Source organism: Gordonia sp. G4, from assembly GCF_057770005.1.
In genome coordinates, this window is the sequence record NZ_CM173442.1 from 3,074,751 (window position 1) to 3,095,538 (window position 20,788).

Sequence of the window (20,788 nt, forward strand, 5' to 3'; positions counted from 1 at the left end):
CTGGCTCCTGCCTTCTGTCACGGGTTCGACCCCGTGTCCGGACCGTTCGGACTGCTGCCGTCCATACCCTCGTCGTCCCGGGTCGCGGAACCCGGACCGCCGTCCGGCGCGAGTCCGCACCGCCGGGCATAGATCCCGCCCGCGGCGATCAGCTCCTGGTGGGTTCCTGCCTCGGCAATCACCCTATCGTCGAGCACCACGATCGTGTCGGCCAGCGCTGCGGTGGCCATGCGGTGGGTGATCAGCAAGGTGGTGGTCCCGGCGCGCAGCCGGTGCAGGGCGCGTTGGACGAGGAGTTCGGTACGAGGGTCGGCGGCACTCGTGGCCTCGTCGAGGATCAGGATCCTGGGTGACGCCGCGATCGCTCGCGCCACGGTGACCAACTGTTTCTCGCCGGCACTGAGGTTCTCGGATTCCTGGCCGATGACGGTGTCGATGCCGTTCGGCAGCGCGGCGACGATCTGCGCCACGTGGCTGTCGTCGAGCGCGGTGTCCACCGCCTGGCCGTCGTCGATGCCGAAAGCGATGTTCTCGCGGACGGTACCGGTGAACAGCCAGGGCTCCTGGGTGACGACGGCCATGTCGGCTCGTACCTGTTGCGGCCCGAGTTCGGCGAGGTCGACGCCGTCGATGGTGATGGATCCGTGGCTGGGTGTGTAGAACGCCTGCAGGAGGTTGGTGAGGGTGGTCTTGCCCGACCCGGTGGTCCCGACCACGGCGGTGGTCGTGCCGGGTGCCATCCGGAAGCTCACCGAGTCGAGGACGGGGTTGTCCTCCTCGTAGGCGAAACCCACGTCATCGAAGACGACTTCGGGTGGGAGCTGATGGCGCCCGGACGAGGCGGGTACCGACAAGCCGCTGTCGACACCGGCGTCTTCGGGGGCCTCGAGCACCTCGCGGACCTTGCTCGCCGACACCGTTCCGGACTGCACCTTGGTCACGAAGCCGGCGAGTTCGCGGACCGCGCTCGTCAGCTGCTGCGCGAACACCACCACGACCTGGGCCGCGCCCAGACTCAGGTGCCCGTCGACCACCATGATCCCGCCGAGGACCGCGAGCACCAGGAACACCAGGGCGTTGACCGCGGTCAGCACCGAGGGCAACGAACCGCCGATCCACTGGGCAGAACGGACGGAGGAGAAGAGTCGGCCGTTCAGGTCGTCGAACCGGCGTGCCGCGGTCGGTTCGGCGTTGTACGCCTGCAGCATGCGGCGCGCGCTGAGCTCCTCTTCGATGTGACCCGTCAACGCGGCCGTGGTCGTCCACCGGGCCTCGAGGTGCGGCCGGGCCCGGCGGGCGAGCAGGACCGCGGCCAGCGCCGACACCGGTGCCGCGACGAGGGCGACGCATGCCAGAACAGGTGAGATGACGAACAGTACGGCGGTGACGACGACGAGCGTCAGGGCATTCGTCGGGACGGTCACCAGCACCGGCGCGATCACGGTCGCGGCGTTGTCGGTGTGGGCGGTCAGTTTGCTGACCAGCGAGCCGCGTTTGGTGTTCTCGAAATAGCGCAGCGGTAGTCGGTGGATCTTGTCCTCGATGCGCGCGCGGAGTCCGGCCACCGACCGCTGCACGGCGACGGTCAGCAGTTGGCCCTGGGCGAGACCGAAGGCCGCCGCGGCCACGAAGACCCCGACCTGGACGGCCAGCAGGGTCCAGAGCAGTCCCCAGTTCATCGTCGCGTCGCCGACGGTGCCATCGACGATGACGTTGGTGATCGCCCCGAACAGGATCGGCGCGACCACACCCGCGACGGCAGCCAGGATGGCGAAGAGGGAGATGGCAGCACCACGACCCCTGCTCAGGTCGAGCTGCCGGATGATCCAGCGCAGCGACCCGTCCCGGCCGGCGGGCTTCTGCGCACCGGTGCGCTTCCGACCCCTGGCGGGTGCGACGGCCCGTGCCTGCGACCGCTGGTCAAGCATTGGTCACCGCCTGTGCGTAGGCGATCTCCCGATAGATCTCACTCCGCTCCCGCAAGAGGGCGTCGTTGCCGATGTCGACGATCCGTCCGGCGTCGAGGACGGCGATGACGTCCGCGCGCCGCACCGACGACACCCGCTGCGCCGCGAGCAGGACCGTCGCGGCCGGATCGGCCCTGCGCAAGCGGTCGATGATCGTGGCCTCGGTGTCGACGTCGAGGGCGCTGAAGGGGTCGTCGAGCACGTACAGCGATGGTCGGCGGAGAACCGCGCGGGCCAGTGCGAGCCGCTGGCGCTGACCGCCGGAGAAGTTGCGGCCCTCTTGGGACACGGTGGCCTCGAGAGCACCGGGGCGGGTCGAGACGAAGTCGGCGGCCGCGGCAACCTCGAGGGCGGACCACAGTTCCTCGTCGGTGGCGTCGGGGCGCGCGATCCGCAGGTTGTCCGCGATCGTCCCGGTGATGAGCTCGGCGCCCTGCCCCACGAAGGCGCTGCGTGCCCGCACCCAGGCGGGCGCGAGGCCGGTCACGTCGTCGTCATCCCAGCGGAGGAGTCCCGCCGTCGGGTCGGCGAACCGCAGGGGGAGGGACAGCAGCGTCGACTTGCCGCTGCCGGTTCCGCCGAGGATCCCGGTGACCGTGCCGGGTGCGCAGAAGAGGGACACCTGGTCGACGGTGGGGGCCTCGGCACCCGGGTAGGAGACGGAGACCGCGTCGAAGACGATCGCGGGCGGCGTCGACGCCCCGCCGGTCTCGGGGTCGCCGGGGTCGAGGGATTCGGTGTCGAGTACCTCGGTGATGCGTCCCGCGCTGGTCACGGCGCGCGGGATGATCCCGGCGATCATGGTCAGCAACGACACCGCCAGCAGGATCTGCGCGAGGTAGCCGACGGTTGCCGTGATCTGGCCGATCTGCATCTGCCCGCGGTCGACGAAGACTGCACCCAATGCGGTCACCGCGACCACGGCAAGGTTCGACACGACGGTGACCGTGGGGAGCATCAGGACCTGCAGACGACCCAGACGCAGGGCCACGTGGGTGAGTTCGTCGTTCTCCACCGCGAACCGGTCCCGCTCGCGGTCCTCGCGCCGGAAGGTCCGGATGATCGCGATCCCGCGCAACTGCTCTCGCAACACCCTGTTCACGACGTCCAGGCGACGCTGCAGCTGGGCCGCCCACGGCACCAGGCGCCGGACGAGGACGGCGACCAGCACGACCAGCACCGCCCCCGCGACCACGAGCACCGGAGCCATGCGCCACCCCTGCGCCAGCGACAGCACCAGGGCGCCGAACAGCATCAGCGGTGCGGTGACCACGACGGTGAGACTGATGAAGACGAAACCCTGGATCTGACCGATGTCTCCGGTGGAACGCGTCAGCAGGCTCGACAGGCCGATGGAGTGGACCTGCGGGTCGCTGAAGGCACTGACCCGGCTGTGCAGGCGGACGCGGAGGTCGCGCGCGGAGGTCGCCGAGATGTGGGACGCGAGGAAAGTGGCGCCGATCGACACCACCAGGTTGACGACGGCCACCACGACCATGAGGATGCCGACGCGTTTGATCGTCGCCACGTCGCCGCGCAGGATCCCGTCGTCGATGATCGCGGCGTTGAGTGCCGGCTGGGCGAGTGTGGTGAACACCGACGCGAGCTGGAAGACGAGGAAGCCGACACAGGCCCAGCGGGTTGTCCGGAGGGCGTCGAACAGGAGCGCGAGCAACGCGCGTACCTCATCCTTGCTCAGTGAGCGGGTGACGGGCATCTGGTGAGGCTACTCCGGGTCGTGGTGACGCTGGCGTACCGCGCGAAGGGGATTGCGCCCCGACGTCCGGCTTCGGGGGACGCGGTCGTGAGTGTTCCGAAGTCTACATGCGACTGTTTCGCGCGGGACCGCACCGGATTTCCCGGTGGCCGATTCCTCTGCAGATCGTCAATGGCGAATGAAGAACACTTAAATGCGTCGACTTTTCCGCGAGATCGGGACCGACAAAAACCGCCCCGGGCCGGAGCTCGGGGCGGTTCGTCTCGGATCGAGATCTACACGGGAGCTTCTTCGGAACCCGATTCGATCGAACCCGTGACCAATTCGACGATTGCGTCGGTGATTGCGCCCTGGATGATGTCGGCCATGTGATCTCCTTCGTCGATGATGGACTGCCGGACGTGGGCGTCGATCGCATGCGAACGACGATCACGACGCAGACAATACGATATTCGACAATGCGGCGGTCAACAGGACGTAGATTTTCGGTGAACACACAATGGAGAATTCGTTGACCATGTGTGCGTCAGGAGTCACAGCACGACGATGCAAGGCGGCCCCCGCGGATGGACCGCGGGGGCCGCCTTGTCGGCTTGCGACTAGGACGTGGCGGGAGCCGCGTCCTCTTCCAGCGAGCCGCTGAAGACGTCCTTGAAAAGCTCGTTGAGGTTGATCTCGATCCCGGTGGCCATCTGGGTTCTCCTTGGAATGTGCTGGTGTGGAGGTGGGTGACGAGTAGCGACTAGGTCAGTCGATCTCGACAGGTTCGCCGTAGTTGTCGTCGGAGCCGCTGAACAGCGCCGCGATTGCTTCTTCGATGCTGCCGCCGTAAATCTCGCCCATAATGTTCTCCTAGGTGTTGATCGGTGGCCGGAAACTACCGGCCGGAAGAAAGTCTGCGCATGTCACGCTCGGAAGCGATCGATGGCGGTGAGAATCGCTGTGTGCGTCTTATTCCGCAGCGTACGAGCCGAAGCCGTCGTCGCCATCGGAATCGGTGACGATTTCCTCGAGGTACAGGCGAATCCACGAAATGCTGATCGCGTCGGACATGCGAATCTCCTAATGGGTGTCGACGATCTCATTGTCTAGCACGGTCGTTCCGTCGCGAAGACGGCAACGCAGGTGACGATACCGGACAATTCCCGGGCTGTCCTGACCAGAGTCGGTTGAATTCTGTGTGAACTCATTCCGTCCGCATATCCGGGGCCGGGCCCGCGAAACGACACCAGGCGGTTGGCCGTCGGTATCGGAAATGTGCTGGTATGAACCGGTGACGCAACGCCTGGAAGCTGCCGGCACGACGACTCGGCAGCTCGTGGAATCCGACCGGGAGGCAGCCCTCGACCTGCTCGAGGACGGTCTGCGTGAGGTGCCGGTCTACCGGTGGCTCATCGGCGACGATGCCCCGCCGGAGGCCTACCGCTGGTACGGGGAGATCCTCTTCATCGAGTACCTCCACGGGCTGCACGGGGTGTTCGACTCCGACGGTGATCTGATCGCGCTGATCGCCGTGTCGGCCACCGACGATGAGGCCGGGCGGATCGACGACGATCTCAAGGAACGCACCAAGCGTCAGGTGAAGGCGATCGACGGCTTCATCAACCGCTTCACCGAATTGCAGCGGAAATCCGAGGACGCGCAGGTGGCCGAGAATCCGATCCGGGTGATCTTCGCGCTCGTCCGGCCCGATCATCGCCGAGGCGGCACCCTCGCCGGGCTGGTCGATCCGGTCATCGAGCGCGGTCGGCGGGAACGGTTGCCGGTGACGGCGAGCACGAGCGATCCCCAGCTGTCGGAACTGTACGCGCGCAAGTGGAATGCGTTGGTGCGCGCGGAGTTCACCCTGACCGGCGGTCCGACGGTGTGGGTCCAGCGCGTCGATCCGCCTGCCTGAGCGAGAACGAGCCGAGCCCCTGCCGCGGGGTGCGACAGGGGCTCGTGGTCGGGTGGGTCAGCTACCGAAGAACCACGGGAACGTCTTGGGGCGGGCCTGCGGGCGCGCCTGATTGCGCTGCTGCGGGCGCGCCTGACGCCGGTTCTGGGACTGCGGCCGGCGGTTCTGCGCGGGCTTGTTGGGCATTCGTTCATCCTGTTCTCGTTCGGTCGCACCGGTCAGGGAGCCGGTGCGGTCGCACGTTCCGGCGACGAATCCCAAAGTAGGGAGCCAACCTTCGGGTTCGAATGGTTCCGGCTGTCAGCTTCCTGGGAGACCGCGCCCGCCGTCAGCGCGAGTGGCGGCCCGGCGCATCCGGGCCCTCACCCGGGAAGTCGCCCGGGTACTGCTCACCGGGGTAGCCCGTGCCGGGGCCGGGGGGCGGGTAGTTGCCGGCACCGGGATAGTTCCCGGGCGGCGGATAGCTACCGGGCGCGGGCTGCGGTGTGGGATACGGCTGTCCGGACGGGCCGCCCGGCGGCGGTCCCTGCGGAGGGCGGTTCTGCGGGGGAGCGGACTGGGGCGGAGCCGACTGGGGCGGACCCGACTGGGGTGGAACGGATTGCGGGGGATTCGGGCGCGAGGGCGGACCCTGGGGTGACGGGGGAGTCGAGATGCGTTGTGTGGTACCGGCTCCGGCAGGTGCCTCGTACGGCGCGAAGGAACCCGATGGCGGACCGTAGGAGTCGCCGACCGGTCCGGCCGGATCGGTGAGATGCGCCGGCAGGTCACTCTCGGCCTCCGCCTTGGCTTTCGAGGTGCCCTCGGGGTCGAGCAGATCGCGGATCTCCGACAGCAGCGCGATCTCGGTGACCTCCGCCTTCTTGCCGAAGCCGCCCAGCTCGGCGAGCTTGTTGTACGGCAGGATGATGATGAAATACACCACTGCGGCGATGATCAGGAAGTTGATCACGGCCGTGATGACGCTGCCGAGATCCACGAATGTCGATGGGTTGTCCGTGATCTGGAATCCGAGTCCCTGCGCGGCGTCGGAGCCCACGGGGATCGAATTGATGATCGGCTGGACGATGCCGTCGGTGAAGGCGGTGACGATCGCGGTGAACGCCGCGCCGATGATGACCGCTGTTGCCAGCTCGACGACATTGCCCTTGAGTATGAAGTCCCTGAATCCCTTGAGCACGGTGTGCGGCCTCTTTTCGGTGATGTCCTGCTCTTGTCCGGCGATTCTGTGCACGATCGGAGCAAATCCGACATGCGCTGTGCGAGCTCGTACTACCCTATCCACGATCGTGAAGGAACCGATCCATTTGAGTTGATTCGCGCGGCTGTGTCGTCACGCCGCGATCGGAGTGTGCGCTCAGTGCAGGACGACCGCGAGCGACGTGTCGAGCCCGGCCGCCGCGACCCGGTGAGCAGATGCGGCGTCCATGGCGAGCAGCACCGGGGCGGCTGTCGTGCGGCTGGGGGCGAGGCCGCCCGACGGCGAATCGGCGCCGTGGAGGGCGACCACCGCCCGCCGCGCCAGTACTTCTGCCTCCTCGGTCAACACATCCACCACATCGCCGGGACGGAGCAGCGACGTCACCGCGTCGTCCGACAGCTGGATCGGCACGAGGCGGGCATCGCGCATCCCGGTCAGGTCGGCAGGCAGATGCGAGGAGAGCAACCGCGTGTCGGTCAGCATCTCGCCGGCGCGGACACGTCCGGTCACCGTCCGCCCGACCGCCGGCGCCGCATCGGTCAGGACCCCGTCGGGGACGCTCGTGCCCGCGACCCTCCGCGGTTGCACGTCACCGGACTCGACGACCTGACCGGGCAACAGGTCGTGAGCGGCGACGAGGACCTCGACATCGCCGTCGGCGCGGGTGCCGGCAACCCCGACCACGACCGCGGCGACGACCAGGGCCGCCGCGGCGACGCGACGGACCAGGAGGTTGCGGGTCCAGCCCGGTCGCAGTGCGGACCCCAGCCGGTCGCGAAGGCGGGGGGCCAGCGAGGCACGGGATGGATGCGTCGACGCGGGAGGCATGGGGCGACGGTAGGTCCGTCCCCGGTGGTCGTCGGCTCTCGGTGCGGGCCTGTGGACAACCTCCGGGCGGGTGGCTCTCCTGGGGATGCGTCCGCCGCCGGCAGCGGCGCGGCGGGCCGGGGTGCTGCGTGGGAGAATCGGTGGCGGTGTGCCGGGAAGTCTGGTCGGCCGTTGCCCGGTGCGGGCGGCGTCGAGATGATCTGTCTGTCCGACCAGAGGAGCAGGATGACCGACGAGACACCAGGTGGCGGCATCAGCCGGGCGACCCGCGCGCGGCGCTGGGCCGCGCTCGACACGACCAGCGGCGCATTGCTCCTTGTGGCCGCTACGGTCGCCGTCGTTTGGGCCAACTCCCCGTGGCGGGAGACCTACGACGCCCTGTTGCACGTCGAGGTGGGACCCGAGTCGCTCCACCTGCACCTGTCGCTGGCGCACTGGGCGTCCGACGGATTGCTGGCGATCTTCTTCTTCGTCGTCGGAGTCGAACTGAAACACGAGTTCGTCGCCGGGAGCCTCCGGGACCTGAAACTCGCCGGCGTGCCGATCGCGGCGGCGGTGGGCGGGATGGTCGTCCCCGCGCTCTGCTACGTCGTCGTGGTCGCGATCGGCGACCCCGAGGGGTTACGCGGCTGGGCGATCCCGACCGCCACCGACATCGCCTTCGCTCTGGCGGTTCTCGCGATCTTCGGCCGCGGCCTGCCACTTGCTCTCCGGACGTTCTTGCTGACGCTTGCCGTCGTCGACGATCTCCTCGGCATCATCGTCATCGCGACCTTCTACACCGATGAGATCGACTTCGTCATGCTGGCGGCCGCCCTTGCCGCGGTGGCCCTCTTCGCCGTGCTGGTGCGGCAGGCGTGGCGGTGGTGGCCGGTTCTCATCCCGGTCGCCGTCGTCGCGTGGGCTCTGATGCACGCCTCCGGGGTCCACGCGACCGTCGCCGGCGTGCTGCTCGGATTCGTCGTGCCGGCCGTCGCGATCCGCGGCGAGGAGCAGCCGCGCACCGAGCGGCTCGATGACGCGGTCCGCCCGTACTCGGCCGCGCTCGCCCTGCCGGTGTTCGCGTTCGCCGCCGCAGGGGTGACCGTCGTCGGCGGCGAGGGGTCGATCGTGCAGCCGGTGTCGATCGGCATCGTCGTCGGTCTTGTCGTCGGCAAGCTCGTGGGTGTTCTCGGTTCGACGTGGCTGATGACGACGTTCACGCCGCTTCGGTTGCCCGACTCGATCGGCATCCGAGACCTGCTGCCGGTGGGTCTGCTGACCGGCATCGGGTTCACTGTCGCGTTGCTCATCGCCGAACTGAGCTTCGAGGGCGGCTCCGACGATCACGCCGCGGCGGCCAAGGCCGCCATCCTCGTCGGCTCGGTGGTCTCGGCGATCCTGGCCGCGATCCTGCTCCGCTGGGACGCCCGCCAAGCCCGTGATCCGGACATGAACCGCGACAACATCCCCGACATCGACAAGGACGTCATCGGGGGATGACCCCGCAGGTGGGAACCCATCACACGCGTCGCTTAGCACTCGGAATGAGTGAGTGCCAAAGTCGGTTACACTGGTCAGCGTTTACTGACTTTTCGGAGGTTTCGGTGCCCACCTACTCGTATGCCTGCACGGAGTGCGACAACAAGTTCGACTTCGTCCAGTCCTTCTCCGACGACTCGTTGACCGAGTGCCCGCAGTGCGCGGGTCGACTGCGCAAGCTGTTCAACTCGGTCGGCATCGTGTTCAAGGGAAGCGGCTTCTACCGCACGGACTCGCGTCCGGGATCGTCGTCGGACACCTCGACGTCGTCGTCCTCGTCGGACAGCTCGTCGTCGAGTTCCTCGTCGGACAGCTCGTCGAGCAGCACGAAATCGGACACGTCGAGCTCGTCGTCGTCCAAGAGCGAGACCAAGGCGGCGACGCCCGCCTGAGGGCGCCGCACCAAACATCGGCAAGCAGAACCCGGGCCGGGTCGCCACGACACCGCCCGGGTTCTGCTGTACCCGTCGATCAGCCGAGCCGGCGGAACCCGTCTCCGGGTGTGAGCGTCCAGCCGACCGGCACGTCGTGGTCGCCGGACGGCAGTGAGTCGACGACCTCGTCGTCGTAGACCACACCGACGAGGTCTGCGGAGAGCCCGTGGAGGGTGCGGTCGTAGTACCCGGCGCCACGTCCGAGTCGCACCCCGCTCTTGTCGATGGCGAGCGCAGGTACGAGGATCACCGACGCCGCGCGGATCGCGGTCACGCCGACCCGGTCGGTCGACGGTTCGAGAAGCCCCCAGCGCCCGGAGGTCAACGAGTCCGGTCCCGTGTAGGGGGCCCAGTCCAACGGTGCGGGACCGCCCTCGGGAACCACCGGGACGAGCACCGAGACGCCGCGGTCGACGAGTGCGTCGAGCATCGAATTCGAGCCGGGTTCGTTGCCCACCGGGACATGGGCGGCAACCGTGACGTCGTACTCCAGACGAAACGGACAGGCATACATCCACTCGGCGAGTGCCGCCGCGGACCGGTCTCGCTCGGCCTCGGAGCGGCGCGAGCGTCGCTCTTCGATCTCTTGTCGCAGTTGCTGTTTCAGCGTTGGCAAGACCCGACCGTCCTTCGCGTCGTCTCGACACCGGTGTCGTGTGCGCCCCGGCGGTGACAGCCGGGACGCCCGCACTGTATCCGACCGTCGGATCACGTGCGATGAGGTCCCGGTCACCGCCGTCTGTCCGGCCGACAATCGGCTCCTGTCCTAGGGTGGATTCATGAGTGCGACGGATAAATCTGGTTTCAGTGAGTACGACGGTGTACCCAACACTCCGCCGATCCCGCGTACCGCGGTCGTTCCGGCAGCCGGGTTGGGCACGAGGTTCCTGCCGGCGACCAAGACGGTTCCCAAAGAGCTGTTGCCGGTCGTCGACACCCCCGGCATCGAGCTCGTCGCCGAAGAGGCCAAGGCGGCCGGCGCCGACCGTCTGCTCATCGTGACCTCGCCGGGCAAGGACGGTGTGGTCGCCCACTTCGTCGAGGACCTCGTCCTGGAGAACACGCTCGCCACGCGCGGCAAGGAGTCGATGCTCGCGAAGGTGCGCAAGGCGCCGAACCTGCTCGAAGTCGCCTCGGTCGTGCAGGAGAAGCCGCTCGGCCTGGGACACGCGGTGGGTTGCGTCGAGAGCTATCTCGACGACGACGAGGACGCGATCGCGGTCCTGCTGCCCGACGACCTGGTGCTCCCCGGCGGCGTCCTCGAGGTCATGGCCCGCACACGTCAGCGCCGGGGTGGGTCGGTGCTGTGTGCCATCGAGGTCCCCGAGGAGCGGATCAGCGCCTACGGCGTCTTCGACGTCGAGCCGCTGCCCGATGCCAACAACCCCAACGTCATGCGCCTCAAGGGCATGGTCGAGAAGCCCGAACCCGAGGACGCGCCGTCGAACCTCGCCGCCGCGGGCCGCTACATCCTGGACCGCAAGATCTTCGACGCGCTTCGGCGCATCGAACCCGGGGCCGGCGGTGAACTCCAGCTCACCGACGCCATCGCGCTTCTCATCGAGGAGGGCGAGCCGGTTCACGTCGTCGTCCACCACGGCACCCGGCACGATCTCGGCAACCCCGGCGGTTACCTGAAGGCTGCGGTCGACTTCGCGCTCGATCGCGACGATTACGGTCCCGATCTGCGCGAGTGGCTCGAGAAGCGCCTCGCCGACAGCTGAGTCCGCGCCGCGATCGAGGAGTGCGTCCGCGCGCCTCGCACGCCGGGCCGGGACTGCTCGATAACGTTTCCGACGTGTTGTATCGAGTGCACGACGTGCCGACGGCTGTCGTCCGCGCGCCCCGGTGTGCAGACCGGTTGAGACGGGAAGAGCGGTGAGATGCGGTCTGTCGAGGATCATCTGACGCTGGTGACCGCGGCGGCGGTGGCGCCGCGACCGGTGCGCGTCGCGATCTCCGAGGCGCAGGGCCTGATGTGCGCCGAAGAGGTCGTCACCGAGCACCCGATGCCCGGATTCGATCAGGCGGCGATCGACGGCTACGCGGTGCGTGCGGTCGACGTGGGACTGGCGGGGGTGCTCGCTCCCGAGGACCTCGAGGATTTCGACGCCAACGGCGCGGAGCTGGTCGACCTCGAAGCCGGCGAGCCGATGATCGTGTCGCTCCCGGTGGTCGGGGAGGTCGGCCCGGGCTCCCGTACGCCGACGCGACTGCAGCCTCGTCAGGCGGTGCGCGTCGAGACCGGGGCCCCGATGCCGACGCTCGCCGATGCGGTGGTTCCGCTGCGCTGGACCGACGGGGGCGATCAGAAGGTCAAGATCGGACACGGCGTGGAGAGCGGCAACTATGTCCGGCGGGTCGGCGACGACGTGCAGCCGGGCGACGTCGCGGTCCGCGCCGGATCGATCATCGGCCCGGCCCAGGTCGGGCTCCTCGCCGCCGTCGGCCAGGCGCGGGTGATGGTCCACCCCCGGCCTCGGTTGTCGGTCATCTCGGTCGGCAGCGAGCTCGTCGACATCGACCGCACACCCGGACCCGGTCAGATCTACGACGTCAACAGTTATGCGCTGGCCGCGGCCGCCCGCGACGCTGGCGCCGACGTCAACCGCGTCGGCATCGCCGAGCGCGATGCGTCGCGGATGCGGGAAGTCGTGGAGGCGCAGCTCATCCGCTCCGAGATCGTGGTGATCTGCGGTGCCGTCGGGGGCAGTGCGTCGACCGCCGTCGCCGACGCACTCGCCGATCTCGGCGACCTCGAGATCGTGCGGGTGGCGATGCATCCCGGATCGGTCCAGGGTTTCGGCCGCCTGGGACGCGACGAGGTTCCGACGTTCCTGCTCCCCGCCAATCCGGTGAGCGCACTGGTGACCTTCGAGGTGATGGTCCGCCCGCTCATCCGGATCGCGCTGGGCAAGCGGCAACCGATGCGGCGGATCATCAAGGCGCGCACCATCGGACCGATCGCATCGGTCCGCGGTCGCAAAGGTTATCTGCGCGGGCAGCTGATGCGCGACGAACGGTCGGGCGACTACCTCGTTCAGGTGCTCGGGGCGTCACCGACCGGGTCGTCGCACCTGCTCGCCGAACTGGCCGAGGCCAACTGTCTGATCATGGTCGACCCCGATGTCGAGGAGATGGGGACCGGCGACGAGGTGGAGGTTGCCTTCCTCGCGCAACGCGGGTGAGGCCGGACGTCGTGTGCGCTCACTCCCCGCTGGTTGAGTCGAGTCGAAGCCACCCGGCACGAGATGCAGGTCTCATGCCGGCGCCGGTGTGACAGCGCATAAACTTCTCCTCGTGTTCAGGTGGTTGAGCGGCAATCAGGGAAGCCCGGGCTGGCCGGCAACTCTCGGGCCGCTGCGCACCCGCACCGGCATGGTCACCCTGCGGCCCGTGAAGATGCGCGACGCCAAGACGTGGAGTGAGTTGCGGATCCGCAACCAGAACGCGCTGCTGCCGTGGGAACCGACCGGCGTGGGGAGCTGGGCCGAACGCCATCAGCCGGGGTCATGGCCGCCGCTGTTCGCGGTGCTGAAGTCCGAGGCGAAGCGTGGGGCGCTGCTGCCGTTCGTCATCGAACTCGACGGCCGCTACGTCGGACAGCTGACCGTGGGGAACATCCAGCGCGGCGCGGTGCGCACCGCATGGATCGGCTATTGGGTCGACTCGGACTTCGCCGGCAACGGCATCGCGACCGCCGCGGTGGCGCTCGGGGTCGACCACTGCTTCGGTGCCGTCGGCCTGCATCGGCTCGACGCGACGGTACAACCGGCCAATGAGGCGTCGCAGAAGGTGTTGACCAACATCGGATTCCGGCAAGAGGGCCTGTTGCTCCGCTACATGGACGTCAACAAGCGATGGCGTGACCACATGCTGTTCGCGCTCACGGCCGAGGAAGTGGCCGGCAGCGCGGCCGAGGCGCTGGTCCGGTCCGGCCGCGCGTCGTTCCAGTGAGATCCGGCGATCTGCCCGCGCTGGTCGGTCAGTAGGCCGGAGCCGACACGTCGGCGCCTAGGCTCTCGTCCATGACCGAGCACATCGACGACCTGGAGATCGTGGTCCGCGGCCAAGCTCGCGGGCGCTACCGGCCCGAGCGCGGGATCATCCATCTCGTGGTCCGAGTGGAGGGTGCGGACAAACCGGCCGTCTACACGCGGGCGGTCGAGGTCCACGCCGACCTGACGAGGGCGCTCACCGACCACGAGTCGGCCGGCGGGGTTGCCCGCTGGTCCGCCGATTCGGTACGGGTGTACTCATACCGTCCGTACTCCGAGACCGGTGAGCGGCGAGAACTGGTGTACAACACCCGTATCCGGATCGAAGCCGAGTTCGTCGACTTCGAGAAACTGTCGGAGTTCATCGATGTCTGGGCTTCGGTCGACGCCGTCGAGATCGGTGACATCGACTGGGATCTGCGCGACGAGACCCGGCGCGACCGCGAGCGAGAGTTGCGACGTGCCGCCGTCGACGACGCGATCCTCAAGGCGCAGGCCTATTCCGACGCGGTCGGGCGGGGGCCGGTCACACCGGTGCTCCTCTCCGATCCGGACATGGCCTCGCGGGTGCCGCCGTCACCGCGGCGGGCCATGCCGATGGCGGTTGCCGCGGGTCCGACGCCGTCGCCGTCGCTCGAACTGCGGACCGACGACATCGAGATCGCCGTCGCGGTGGACGCCCGTTTTCGAGCGCACTGACCGCGTCGGCGCGCCGGTGTTGCTGAGAGGCGCGTGTGAAACAGAGCCGATTCGCTCCCGCTCCGGCGCGTCTACCCGGGGGTGACGTTCCGCCGCCCTAGATTGTGAACTGGCCTCGTGTGACCAGAGTGAATGAAGGGAGAGTCGCATGCCCAACTCAGTATTGTGGGTCTGTCTCGTCGCGGTTTGGCTCTTCGTGCTGGTCCCGATGGTCATCAAAGGGCGTCCGCAGATCCTGAAGTCGACCGACGCGGCGCGCAAGACGCGACTGCTGCATCGCGGTGGGTCGCGGGCCACGACCGCATCGGGGAGCCGACGCCGGTCGTCCGCGCGACACCCACATGACCCGTCGTGGAAGTCCTCGCGCCGCAGCGCCACTGCGACCCTCGAGAAGGACGCCGACGTCGAGACCGAGGACGACGCGGACGAGTCCAAGTCCACGACCCGAGTGCGTCGGTCCGGCAGTGCGAAGGTCGAAAAGCCGACAGTCGAAGCCGTGGACACCGACACCGTTGACGCAGCGGTTGAAGTCGCCGACGACGAGTCGGTGAACGGCGACGCCTCCGCGGATGCCGACGGGGACATCGACGCCGATGAGGCGGGCAGCATCTCGGCCGCCGACGAGCACGACGACGCGGACGAGTTCGTGGACGTCGAGGATGCCGAGTACGAGGACGCCGACGACAGCGAAGACGAGGACGCCGCCGAGTACGACGATTCCGAGGACGCCGAGTACGAGGACGACTCGGACGACTCCGAATACGAGGACGCGACAGACGAACTCGACGAAGACGAGTACGACGACTACGCCCGTGGCTCGCGGCACGCCGAGGCGCCGTCGGTGGTCGACGAGGACGATGCCGACGAGACCGAGACCGAGACCGAGCTCGACGAGATCGAGGACAGCCGCCCGGCGGCACGTTCGTCGAGCGGCCGGCGTTCCGGGCGCAGCATCTACTCGTCGGAGACGGAGCGCGCGCTCAAGTACCGGGAACGTCAGCGGGTCACGCTGGGGTTGTTCGTCCTGGTGCTGCTGGCGATCGCGGCAGGTTTCGTCGTGGGAACGCCCGGCTGGGTGGCCACCGGCGTGCTCGGAGTGCTCCTCGTGGGCTACCTCGCCTACCTGCGTCGTGCGGTGAAGACCGAGCAGCAGATCCGGGCCCAGCGCCTGGCCCGTGCCAAGCGATCGGCGCGCGCCGAGGAGGAGCGTCGACGACGCGCAGCCTCGGTCCCGGAGTTCGCCGCCGCACCGCCCCCTCCGCGACTTCGGCGACCCGGTGGCGCAACGGTTCTCGAGATCGACGACGAGGATCCGGTGTTCGACCACATCCCGCCGTTCCAGCGTCGTCGCATGGACCGCGAAGACCTGCAGTACCGCCGCGTCGGCTGATCAGCGCAGACCCACTCCGCAACAACCTCGTTCAGCAGTAGGTATCGCCCACCGATACCTACTGCTGAACTGTTGCTGGGCCGAGGGTTTCGGCTACGTGGTCAGCGCCGGCTTGCCGTGCGAATCCAGCCACGCCTGACCGGCTTTCGCGGCCTTCGACAGCGCGAATCGTTCACCGAGATAGGTTGCGGGAGCCCCGATGACGGGGATGTAGGCGAGCATCCGGAACAGCGCCATCGGCTGCGGGCGCTTCTCGAATTCGTCGTCGACCGCGCGGAGCAACTTCGCCGCATCCCAGATCGCCGCGAACAACGATCTCTCGCGTTCCTTGGGTTCGGACGGCAGGGACTTCCCGGACCCGGCGGTGACGTCCGGGTTCGTGAGGTCGCGCTTGCAGAGCACCGACGCGAGCAGCTGGACCTGTCGCTTGCGGTCGGTGACCTCGTACTCGCGGGCGATCGCGACCAGCACCATGGCCTGATTGGCGAAGCCGAGATACGGGGTGATCGGCAACCGTTTCGCCCACACCCCGAAGACCCCCGGGAACGCCACGGCACCGGTGTTCAGGGTGCCGATACGGGTCACCCACCAGCTCGCGCGCTTGTGCATCGACCGCTCGGACCAGCCCTTGGTGCCGGGCCATTCCGCGACGTCGAGCACCTTCGCCGCGGCGTGCTGGGCTTGCTGCAGACGCGACTCGGGATGGTCGTCGTCGTGGAAGGTGTGGCCCTTCAGCCCGAGCGGATCCCGCTCGGCGAGGGCATCGAGGACGGGGTTGATCACCCCCACCACGTTGTCGAGAACTCCGGCCAACTGCTGATCAGACATCTTGGGCACGCGTCCAGCCTAGTGGCGGACCGGCCGTTTGGGATTCGACGACCCCGGGCTGATAAAGTGGCTCGCGGTTGGTCGCGAGACCTCCCGGGGCTATGGCGCAGTTGGTAGCGCGACTCGTTCGCATCGAGTAGGTCTGGGGTTCGATTCCCCATAGCTCCACAAGTTTCGACGACGCACCCTGCGGGCCCATCGGCCGGCAGGGTGTTTTCGTTGTGTGCGGCCGGCCGCTGCGGCTTCGGCGCAGGAGTTCTCCGCGCTTAGCATCGGGTGTGGGCTTTTCGCCGTGGGGCTTGGTGGTCGGGCTCGCCGTTCTGGCGCCGAATCTGTTGTTGATCTGGTTCCCGCCACGTACGCCGCTTCCGCAGCCCGCGATCCCGTCGTGGATGAGCGGACTCGAGCGTCTCGGTCAGGTGATGTGCCTGGTCGTCCCGGCGATCACGCTCCCGGGAGAGCCGGCGTGGTGGTGGTCGGTGCCGACGGTCGCCGGCCTGGCCGGTTACTACGCGCTGTGGGTTCGCTATCTCCGGACGGGACGGCCGGTGGCGGCCCTGTATCGACCGGTCTGGGGTGTGCCGGTTCCGATGGCCGTCCTGCCGGTGCTGGTGTTCGTCGCCGCGGCGGGCTGCCTGCGCAATCCGTGGCTCGGGGCGTCGGCTGTGGTCCTCGCCGTCGGGCACGTGCCGGCGGCGCTGCGTATTGCCCGCGAGGTCAGCGACGCGCGCTGACCAGGCCGGTCCGCACGACACGGACTCGTCGTCGCGGCGGTGCGCCCGTGACGGGTGCCGGGAGTACACTTCAGGCAACTGGATCGAACATCTGACAGACTCCTGTCGGCGTCGCCGGTGTCGAATGGTCACTCTTCGCGTGACCAAGTCAGGTGGCAACGGTGATGATCGGTTCACGTGTCGTGAGCACCCGCCCGCAAGGGCTCGCGTACACCGGAGATCGGCGATGAAGCCGCTGCTCGGCCCGCCCCGGGTCCGGTTCGGCCTGGATCCCGCCGCCGCGATCAACGGGGCTTGGTACCCGTACACCTTGCGCCTCGCCGAGGAACTGCCGGGCATGCTCGCGGCCGCTCGCCCTCAGATCGGCGAGGTCAGCGGAATCGACGTGAACTGGAGCAGCTTCCGCCGCCTTCCGGGCCTCGATTCACCGGACTCGCCGGAGATGCCGCCGCTGATGACACTCACGTGCGGAAGCAATACCGTGATGCTCCTGGTCATCCCGCCGCGGACGGCGTCGTCGCTGGCGGCCATCCTCTTACGGCAGGCAAGCGACACCGCCGCGCCGGGCGGTCAGTGCCACTCGCTCGAGTATCGACGTGCCGAGCGCATCCTGGTCCGTGCGGGTAGCCACGCGGCCCCAGCCGTCCGCTGAACCGCGTCGAAGGGCAACGCCCGTCGCGCTGACTTCGGCACCCGCTGCCGAGCGGCCCGGTGTAAATTTCGCTCATGACCGCCGCGATGCTGACGTTCGCCGGGACGTTGCTCGTGGCGGTGATCGGTGCGGTCATCGCACGACTCGACGCCAACGACCGGCATCAAAAGCTCGCGCAGAAGGTCGACATCCTGGCCAAGTTGCCGCATGACTCACCGGCACATGCACGGATGAGCGGCATCGTCGTCGACGCCATCGACGAACTCGGTGAGTACGAGCACCGACGGCGGAGCGCGGTCTTCCAACGTCGGGCTCTGACGATGGCATTTCTCGCCTGGCTCGTGGTGGTCGGCCTGCGCATAGCGGCCGAGCAGTTCGACGTCGGGCACTATGAGCAGATCATGCACTATGCCGCGGTCACGCTTCTCGTGCTGGGTTTCGTACTCGTGTTCGCCTCGGCGGTCGCGACCATCCGCGACATCCGGCATCGCGACGAAGAACCCTCGTCGTGAGCTGAGTGGCGTGCCGCGGGTGTGCCCCTGCACGCACCACGATCGAACTCGCCCCGACGGGTCCACCCAAACGCACGTCCCGGCCTGAGACGGTTTGTTAGCTTTCGTCCATGAGATCGCCGAGGACCCTGTGGGGCCTGGTCGTCGCCGTCATCGGGGTGCTGGTGGTGTCCGTGGCACCGGCCCGTGCCGACACGCTGCCGGTCACGTACAACTTCCTGGCCGGCATCCCGAATGAACTGACCGACCCGGGCGGCTCGTTACCCGGCTCGAATGACTGGGACTGCCGGCCGTCCGCACGCCATCCCAATCCGGTCATCCTGGTCCACGGGACGGGCGGGTCGCAGCAGACCAACTGGGGAACCTATGTCCCCCTGCTGAAGAACGAGGGCTACTGCGTGTTCGCGCTGACCTATGGTGCGGTCACTGGTGCGCCGTGGCCGATCAGCGCGATCGGCGGTATGGGCGAGATGACGCGGAGTGCTGCCCAGTTCGGTGCCTTCGTGGACAGAGTTCGCCGGGCCACCGGGGCGACCCAGGTCGACATCGTGGGCCACTCCCAGGGCACCGTGGTGCCCGCGTACTACGCGAAGTACCTCGGCGGACGGAATGCCATCGACAACTACGTGTCGCTGGCGCCGGCGTGGCGGGGTTCCGGCGTCGGCGGAAACGACGTGATCATGCCGATCGTCCGGTCCCTCGGACTACGGCCCGAGCAGGTGCCGTTCTGCCAGGCCTGTGCCCAGCTGGACCCCGGTGCCCAGGTGCTGCGCAAGATCGCCGCCGGTGGCTTCTACCTGCCGTCGATCCGGTACACCAACATCGCCACGCGGTACGACGAGCTCGTCGTGCCATACACTCTCGGGTTGCCGCCGGGCGGCCCGAACGTGCGCAACATCGTTGTGCAGGACGGGTGTTCGGTCGACTACACCGAGCACGCGGGAATCGCGGGGTCGCGCCGCGCGGCATTCTTCGTACTCAACGCGCTCGACCCGGCGAATCCGCGGACGGTTCCGTGTGATCGTGCCGCACCCATCACCGGGAGTCCGTTCTGAGCACGCGCCGGCGACGTTCCGGTGGCGGACCCAGGCGAGTGCGGATCGGAGTCGTGGCCATCGCGGCGGCCGCGACGCTCATCGCGATCTGCGGACTCGGCGGCGTCGGGACGGCGTCGGCGAGCGTGCCATCGCTCGGTTCTGCCTTCGAATTCGGGGTCGCCCAATCGGGTTTCCAGTCCGAAGGGTACAACCGGGACTCGAATTGGGTGCGTTACGGCGATCAGGGCCGGGTCGCCCATCGCGTCGGCAATGCCGTCGACTTCACTCATCGCTACGCCGAGGACATCGCTCGTGCCGAGAGTCTCGGGGTGGGTATCTACCGGACCTCGGTCGAGTGGTCGCGGGTGGAGCCGTCGCGCGGCCGGGACGATCCGGCCGGCTGGGCGTTCTACGACCGGGTGATCCGGGCGGTCGTCGACGCCGGGATGCGACCCATGATCACCCTCAACCACTGGGTGCATCCGGGCTGGGCGGTCGATCTCGGCGGCTGGAACCGCCCGCAGATGTCTGCCGACCTCGTGCGGTTCGCCGAGCGTGTGGTGGACCGGTACTCGTGGGCCGATCCGCTGTGGATCACCTTCAACGAGCCCACCGAATACGTTAGGCGCGAACTGATGTACGGGGGAGTGGCACCACAGAACGTGGGGCTCATGGCGGACGGGATCGTGACGGCGCACCGGGCGATCTACCGTCACATCCATCGTGTCCAGCCCGGCGCCCAGGTGTCGTCGAACATGGCCTACTACCCGATCGCCGGCGTCCAGACGTGGCTCGAATCGGTGTTCCCGCAACGTATGCGGGACACCCTCGATTTCGTGGGTGTCGACCACTACTACTCCTTCTCGGTCACCGACGCTTCGGTCGCCAACGGTGCTTCGGGCGAGTTCTGGAAGAGTTCGCAGGCGCCGGAGAGCATCTACTACGTGCTTCGTCATGTGGCGGAGCAGTTTCCGGGTGAGCAGATCCGGGTGATCGAGAACGGTCTGGCCACCGACCCGCGGGGTCGGCGGCCAGACGGTTATCGCCGCGCCGACCATCTCCGCGACACCGTGTACTGGCTGCAGCGCGCGCGTCAGGACGGCATCGACGTGGTGTCCTACAACTACTGGAGTCTCACCGACAACTACGAGTGGGGCGACTTCGATTCACGTTTCGGCCTGTACACCGTCGACGCGCAACGCGATCCGAGTCTGACCCGTCACCCGACCGACGCGGTCGCCGCCTACCGTGAGATCACCCGTGACAGCGGCGTGCGCAGCGGTTATCGTCCGACGCGGCTGCCGGTGGCGTGTTCGCTGGTCGCCGTGCCGGACAGCTGTACGAGCCCGGCCATCGTCCGGTGACATTTCCCG

At 68.0% G+C, this 20,788-nt stretch carries 20 protein-coding genes and 1 tRNA gene; 14 read left to right on the forward strand and 7 right to left on the reverse strand.

The annotated features are described in order from the left end of the window. Positions 1 to 17: 17 nt before the first annotated feature. Positions 18 to 1,928, reverse strand: coding sequence for an ABC transporter ATP-binding protein (locus tag AC3B5T_RS13715; RefSeq protein WP_488357499.1), 1,911 nt, complete (start codon positions 1,926 to 1,928; stop codon positions 18 to 20). Continuing rightward, on the reverse strand, positions 1,921 to 3,684 hold the full coding sequence (locus tag AC3B5T_RS13720; protein WP_488357502.1) for an ABC transporter ATP-binding protein: 1,764 nt from the start codon (positions 3,682 to 3,684) through the stop codon (positions 1,921 to 1,923). The genes AC3B5T_RS13715 and AC3B5T_RS13720 overlap by 8 nt, the downstream gene beginning before the upstream one ends. Positions 3,685 to 4,957: 1,273 nt before the next feature. On the opposite strand from AC3B5T_RS13720, the gene AC3B5T_RS13725 reads away from it, so the two are divergent. After that, positions 4,958 to 5,581, forward strand: coding sequence for a hypothetical protein (locus AC3B5T_RS13725; RefSeq protein ID WP_488357505.1), 624 nt, complete (start codon positions 4,958 to 4,960; stop codon positions 5,579 to 5,581). Between the two features lie 57 nt (positions 5,582 to 5,638). On the opposite strand, the gene AC3B5T_RS13730 is transcribed toward AC3B5T_RS13725, so the two are convergent. The 3 genes from AC3B5T_RS13730 to AC3B5T_RS13740 all read right to left on the reverse strand — a co-directional run bounded on the left by AC3B5T_RS13730 (position 5,639) and on the right by AC3B5T_RS13740 (position 7,610). Continuing rightward, the gene (locus tag AC3B5T_RS13730) at positions 5,639 to 5,767 is read right to left on the reverse strand and encodes a hypothetical protein (RefSeq protein WP_269432767.1); all 129 of its coding nucleotides are present in this window, start codon (positions 5,765 to 5,767) and stop codon (positions 5,639 to 5,641) included. A gap of 142 nt (positions 5,768 to 5,909) precedes the next feature. After that, complete coding sequence (gene mscL, locus AC3B5T_RS13735) at positions 5,910 to 6,761, reverse strand: large conductance mechanosensitive channel protein MscL (protein WP_488358771.1); 852 nt, start codon at positions 6,759 to 6,761, stop codon at positions 5,910 to 5,912. Between the two features lie 177 nt (positions 6,762 to 6,938). Continuing rightward, entirely contained in the window at positions 6,939 to 7,610 is a 672-nt protein-coding gene (locus AC3B5T_RS13740) for an SAF domain-containing protein (RefSeq protein WP_488357507.1), read from the reverse strand. Positions 7,611 to 7,835: 225 nt separating this feature from the next. On the opposite strand from AC3B5T_RS13740, the gene nhaA reads away from it, so the two are divergent. Continuing rightward, complete coding sequence (nhaA, locus tag AC3B5T_RS13745) at positions 7,836 to 9,092, forward strand: Na+/H+ antiporter NhaA (protein WP_488357508.1); 1,257 nt, start codon at positions 7,836 to 7,838, stop codon at positions 9,090 to 9,092. Positions 9,093 to 9,196: 104 nt separating this feature from the next. Further along, on the forward strand, positions 9,197 to 9,523 hold the full coding sequence (locus AC3B5T_RS13750) for an FmdB family zinc ribbon protein (protein WP_488357512.1): 327 nt from the start codon (positions 9,197 to 9,199) through the stop codon (positions 9,521 to 9,523). Between the two features lie 79 nt (positions 9,524 to 9,602). Here AC3B5T_RS13750 and AC3B5T_RS13755 read toward each other — a convergent pair whose 3' ends face one another. Continuing rightward, positions 9,603 to 10,181, reverse strand: coding sequence for a 5-formyltetrahydrofolate cyclo-ligase (locus AC3B5T_RS13755; RefSeq protein ID WP_010843486.1), 579 nt, complete (start codon positions 10,179 to 10,181; stop codon positions 9,603 to 9,605). Between the two features lie 163 nt (positions 10,182 to 10,344). Between AC3B5T_RS13755 and AC3B5T_RS13760 the strand changes: the two genes are divergently transcribed. The 5 genes from AC3B5T_RS13760 to sepX all read left to right on the forward strand — a co-directional run bounded on the left by AC3B5T_RS13760 (position 10,345) and on the right by sepX (position 15,652). Next, positions 10,345 to 11,289: a UTP--glucose-1-phosphate uridylyltransferase gene (locus tag AC3B5T_RS13760; protein ID WP_010843485.1), complete on the forward strand. Its 945-nt coding sequence runs from the start codon at positions 10,345 to 10,347 to the stop codon at positions 11,287 to 11,289. A gap of 159 nt (positions 11,290 to 11,448) precedes the next feature. After that, on the forward strand, positions 11,449 to 12,753 hold the full coding sequence (gene glp, locus AC3B5T_RS13765) for a molybdotransferase-like divisome protein Glp (RefSeq protein ID WP_010843484.1): 1,305 nt from the start codon (positions 11,449 to 11,451) through the stop codon (positions 12,751 to 12,753). Between the two features lie 112 nt (positions 12,754 to 12,865). Next, entirely contained in the window at positions 12,866 to 13,522 is a 657-nt protein-coding gene (locus AC3B5T_RS13770) for a GNAT family N-acetyltransferase (protein WP_035717767.1), read from the forward strand. 71 nt (positions 13,523 to 13,593) lie between these two features. After that, positions 13,594 to 14,262: an SIMPL domain-containing protein gene (locus tag AC3B5T_RS13775; protein WP_488357516.1), complete on the forward strand. Its 669-nt coding sequence runs from the start codon at positions 13,594 to 13,596 to the stop codon at positions 14,260 to 14,262. Positions 14,263 to 14,410: 148 nt separating this feature from the next. Next, on the forward strand, positions 14,411 to 15,652 hold the full coding sequence (gene sepX / locus AC3B5T_RS13780; RefSeq protein WP_488357520.1) for a divisome protein SepX/GlpR: 1,242 nt from the start codon (positions 14,411 to 14,413) through the stop codon (positions 15,650 to 15,652). 93 nt (positions 15,653 to 15,745) lie between these two features. Here the strand turns inward: sepX and AC3B5T_RS13785 are convergent, their stop codons facing one another. Continuing rightward, the gene (locus tag AC3B5T_RS13785; RefSeq protein WP_014925903.1) at positions 15,746 to 16,489 is read right to left on the reverse strand and encodes a hypothetical protein; all 744 of its coding nucleotides are present in this window, start codon (positions 16,487 to 16,489) and stop codon (positions 15,746 to 15,748) included. Between the two features lie 86 nt (positions 16,490 to 16,575). Here AC3B5T_RS13785 and AC3B5T_RS13790 point away from each other — a divergent pair. From AC3B5T_RS13790 to AC3B5T_RS13815, 6 genes are all read left to right on the forward strand, one after another. Continuing rightward, a tRNA-Ala gene (locus tag AC3B5T_RS13790) sits at positions 16,576 to 16,648 on the forward strand. Positions 16,649 to 16,758: 110 nt separating this feature from the next. Next, positions 16,759 to 17,214 carry a hypothetical protein gene (locus tag AC3B5T_RS13795; protein WP_488357522.1) on the forward strand — a complete coding sequence of 152 codons (456 nt, stop codon included), beginning with the start codon at positions 16,759 to 16,761 and terminating at the stop codon, positions 17,212 to 17,214. Positions 17,215 to 17,440: 226 nt separating this feature from the next. After that, on the forward strand, positions 17,441 to 17,866 hold the full coding sequence (locus AC3B5T_RS13800) for a DUF5994 family protein (protein ID WP_010843478.1): 426 nt from the start codon (positions 17,441 to 17,443) through the stop codon (positions 17,864 to 17,866). Between the two features lie 74 nt (positions 17,867 to 17,940). Then, positions 17,941 to 18,378 carry a hypothetical protein gene (locus AC3B5T_RS13805; protein WP_010843477.1) on the forward strand — a complete coding sequence of 146 codons (438 nt, stop codon included), beginning with the start codon at positions 17,941 to 17,943 and terminating at the stop codon, positions 18,376 to 18,378. A gap of 110 nt (positions 18,379 to 18,488) precedes the next feature. Then, a complete protein-coding gene (locus AC3B5T_RS13810; RefSeq protein WP_488357523.1) occupies positions 18,489 to 19,433 on the forward strand; it encodes an esterase/lipase family protein in 945 nt (314 codons plus the stop codon). Positions 19,434 to 19,477: 44 nt separating this feature from the next. Then, the gene (locus tag AC3B5T_RS13815; RefSeq protein WP_488358772.1) at positions 19,478 to 20,779 is read left to right on the forward strand and encodes a family 1 glycosylhydrolase; all 1,302 of its coding nucleotides are present in this window, start codon (positions 19,478 to 19,480) and stop codon (positions 20,777 to 20,779) included. Positions 20,780 to 20,788: the final 9 nt, after the last annotated feature.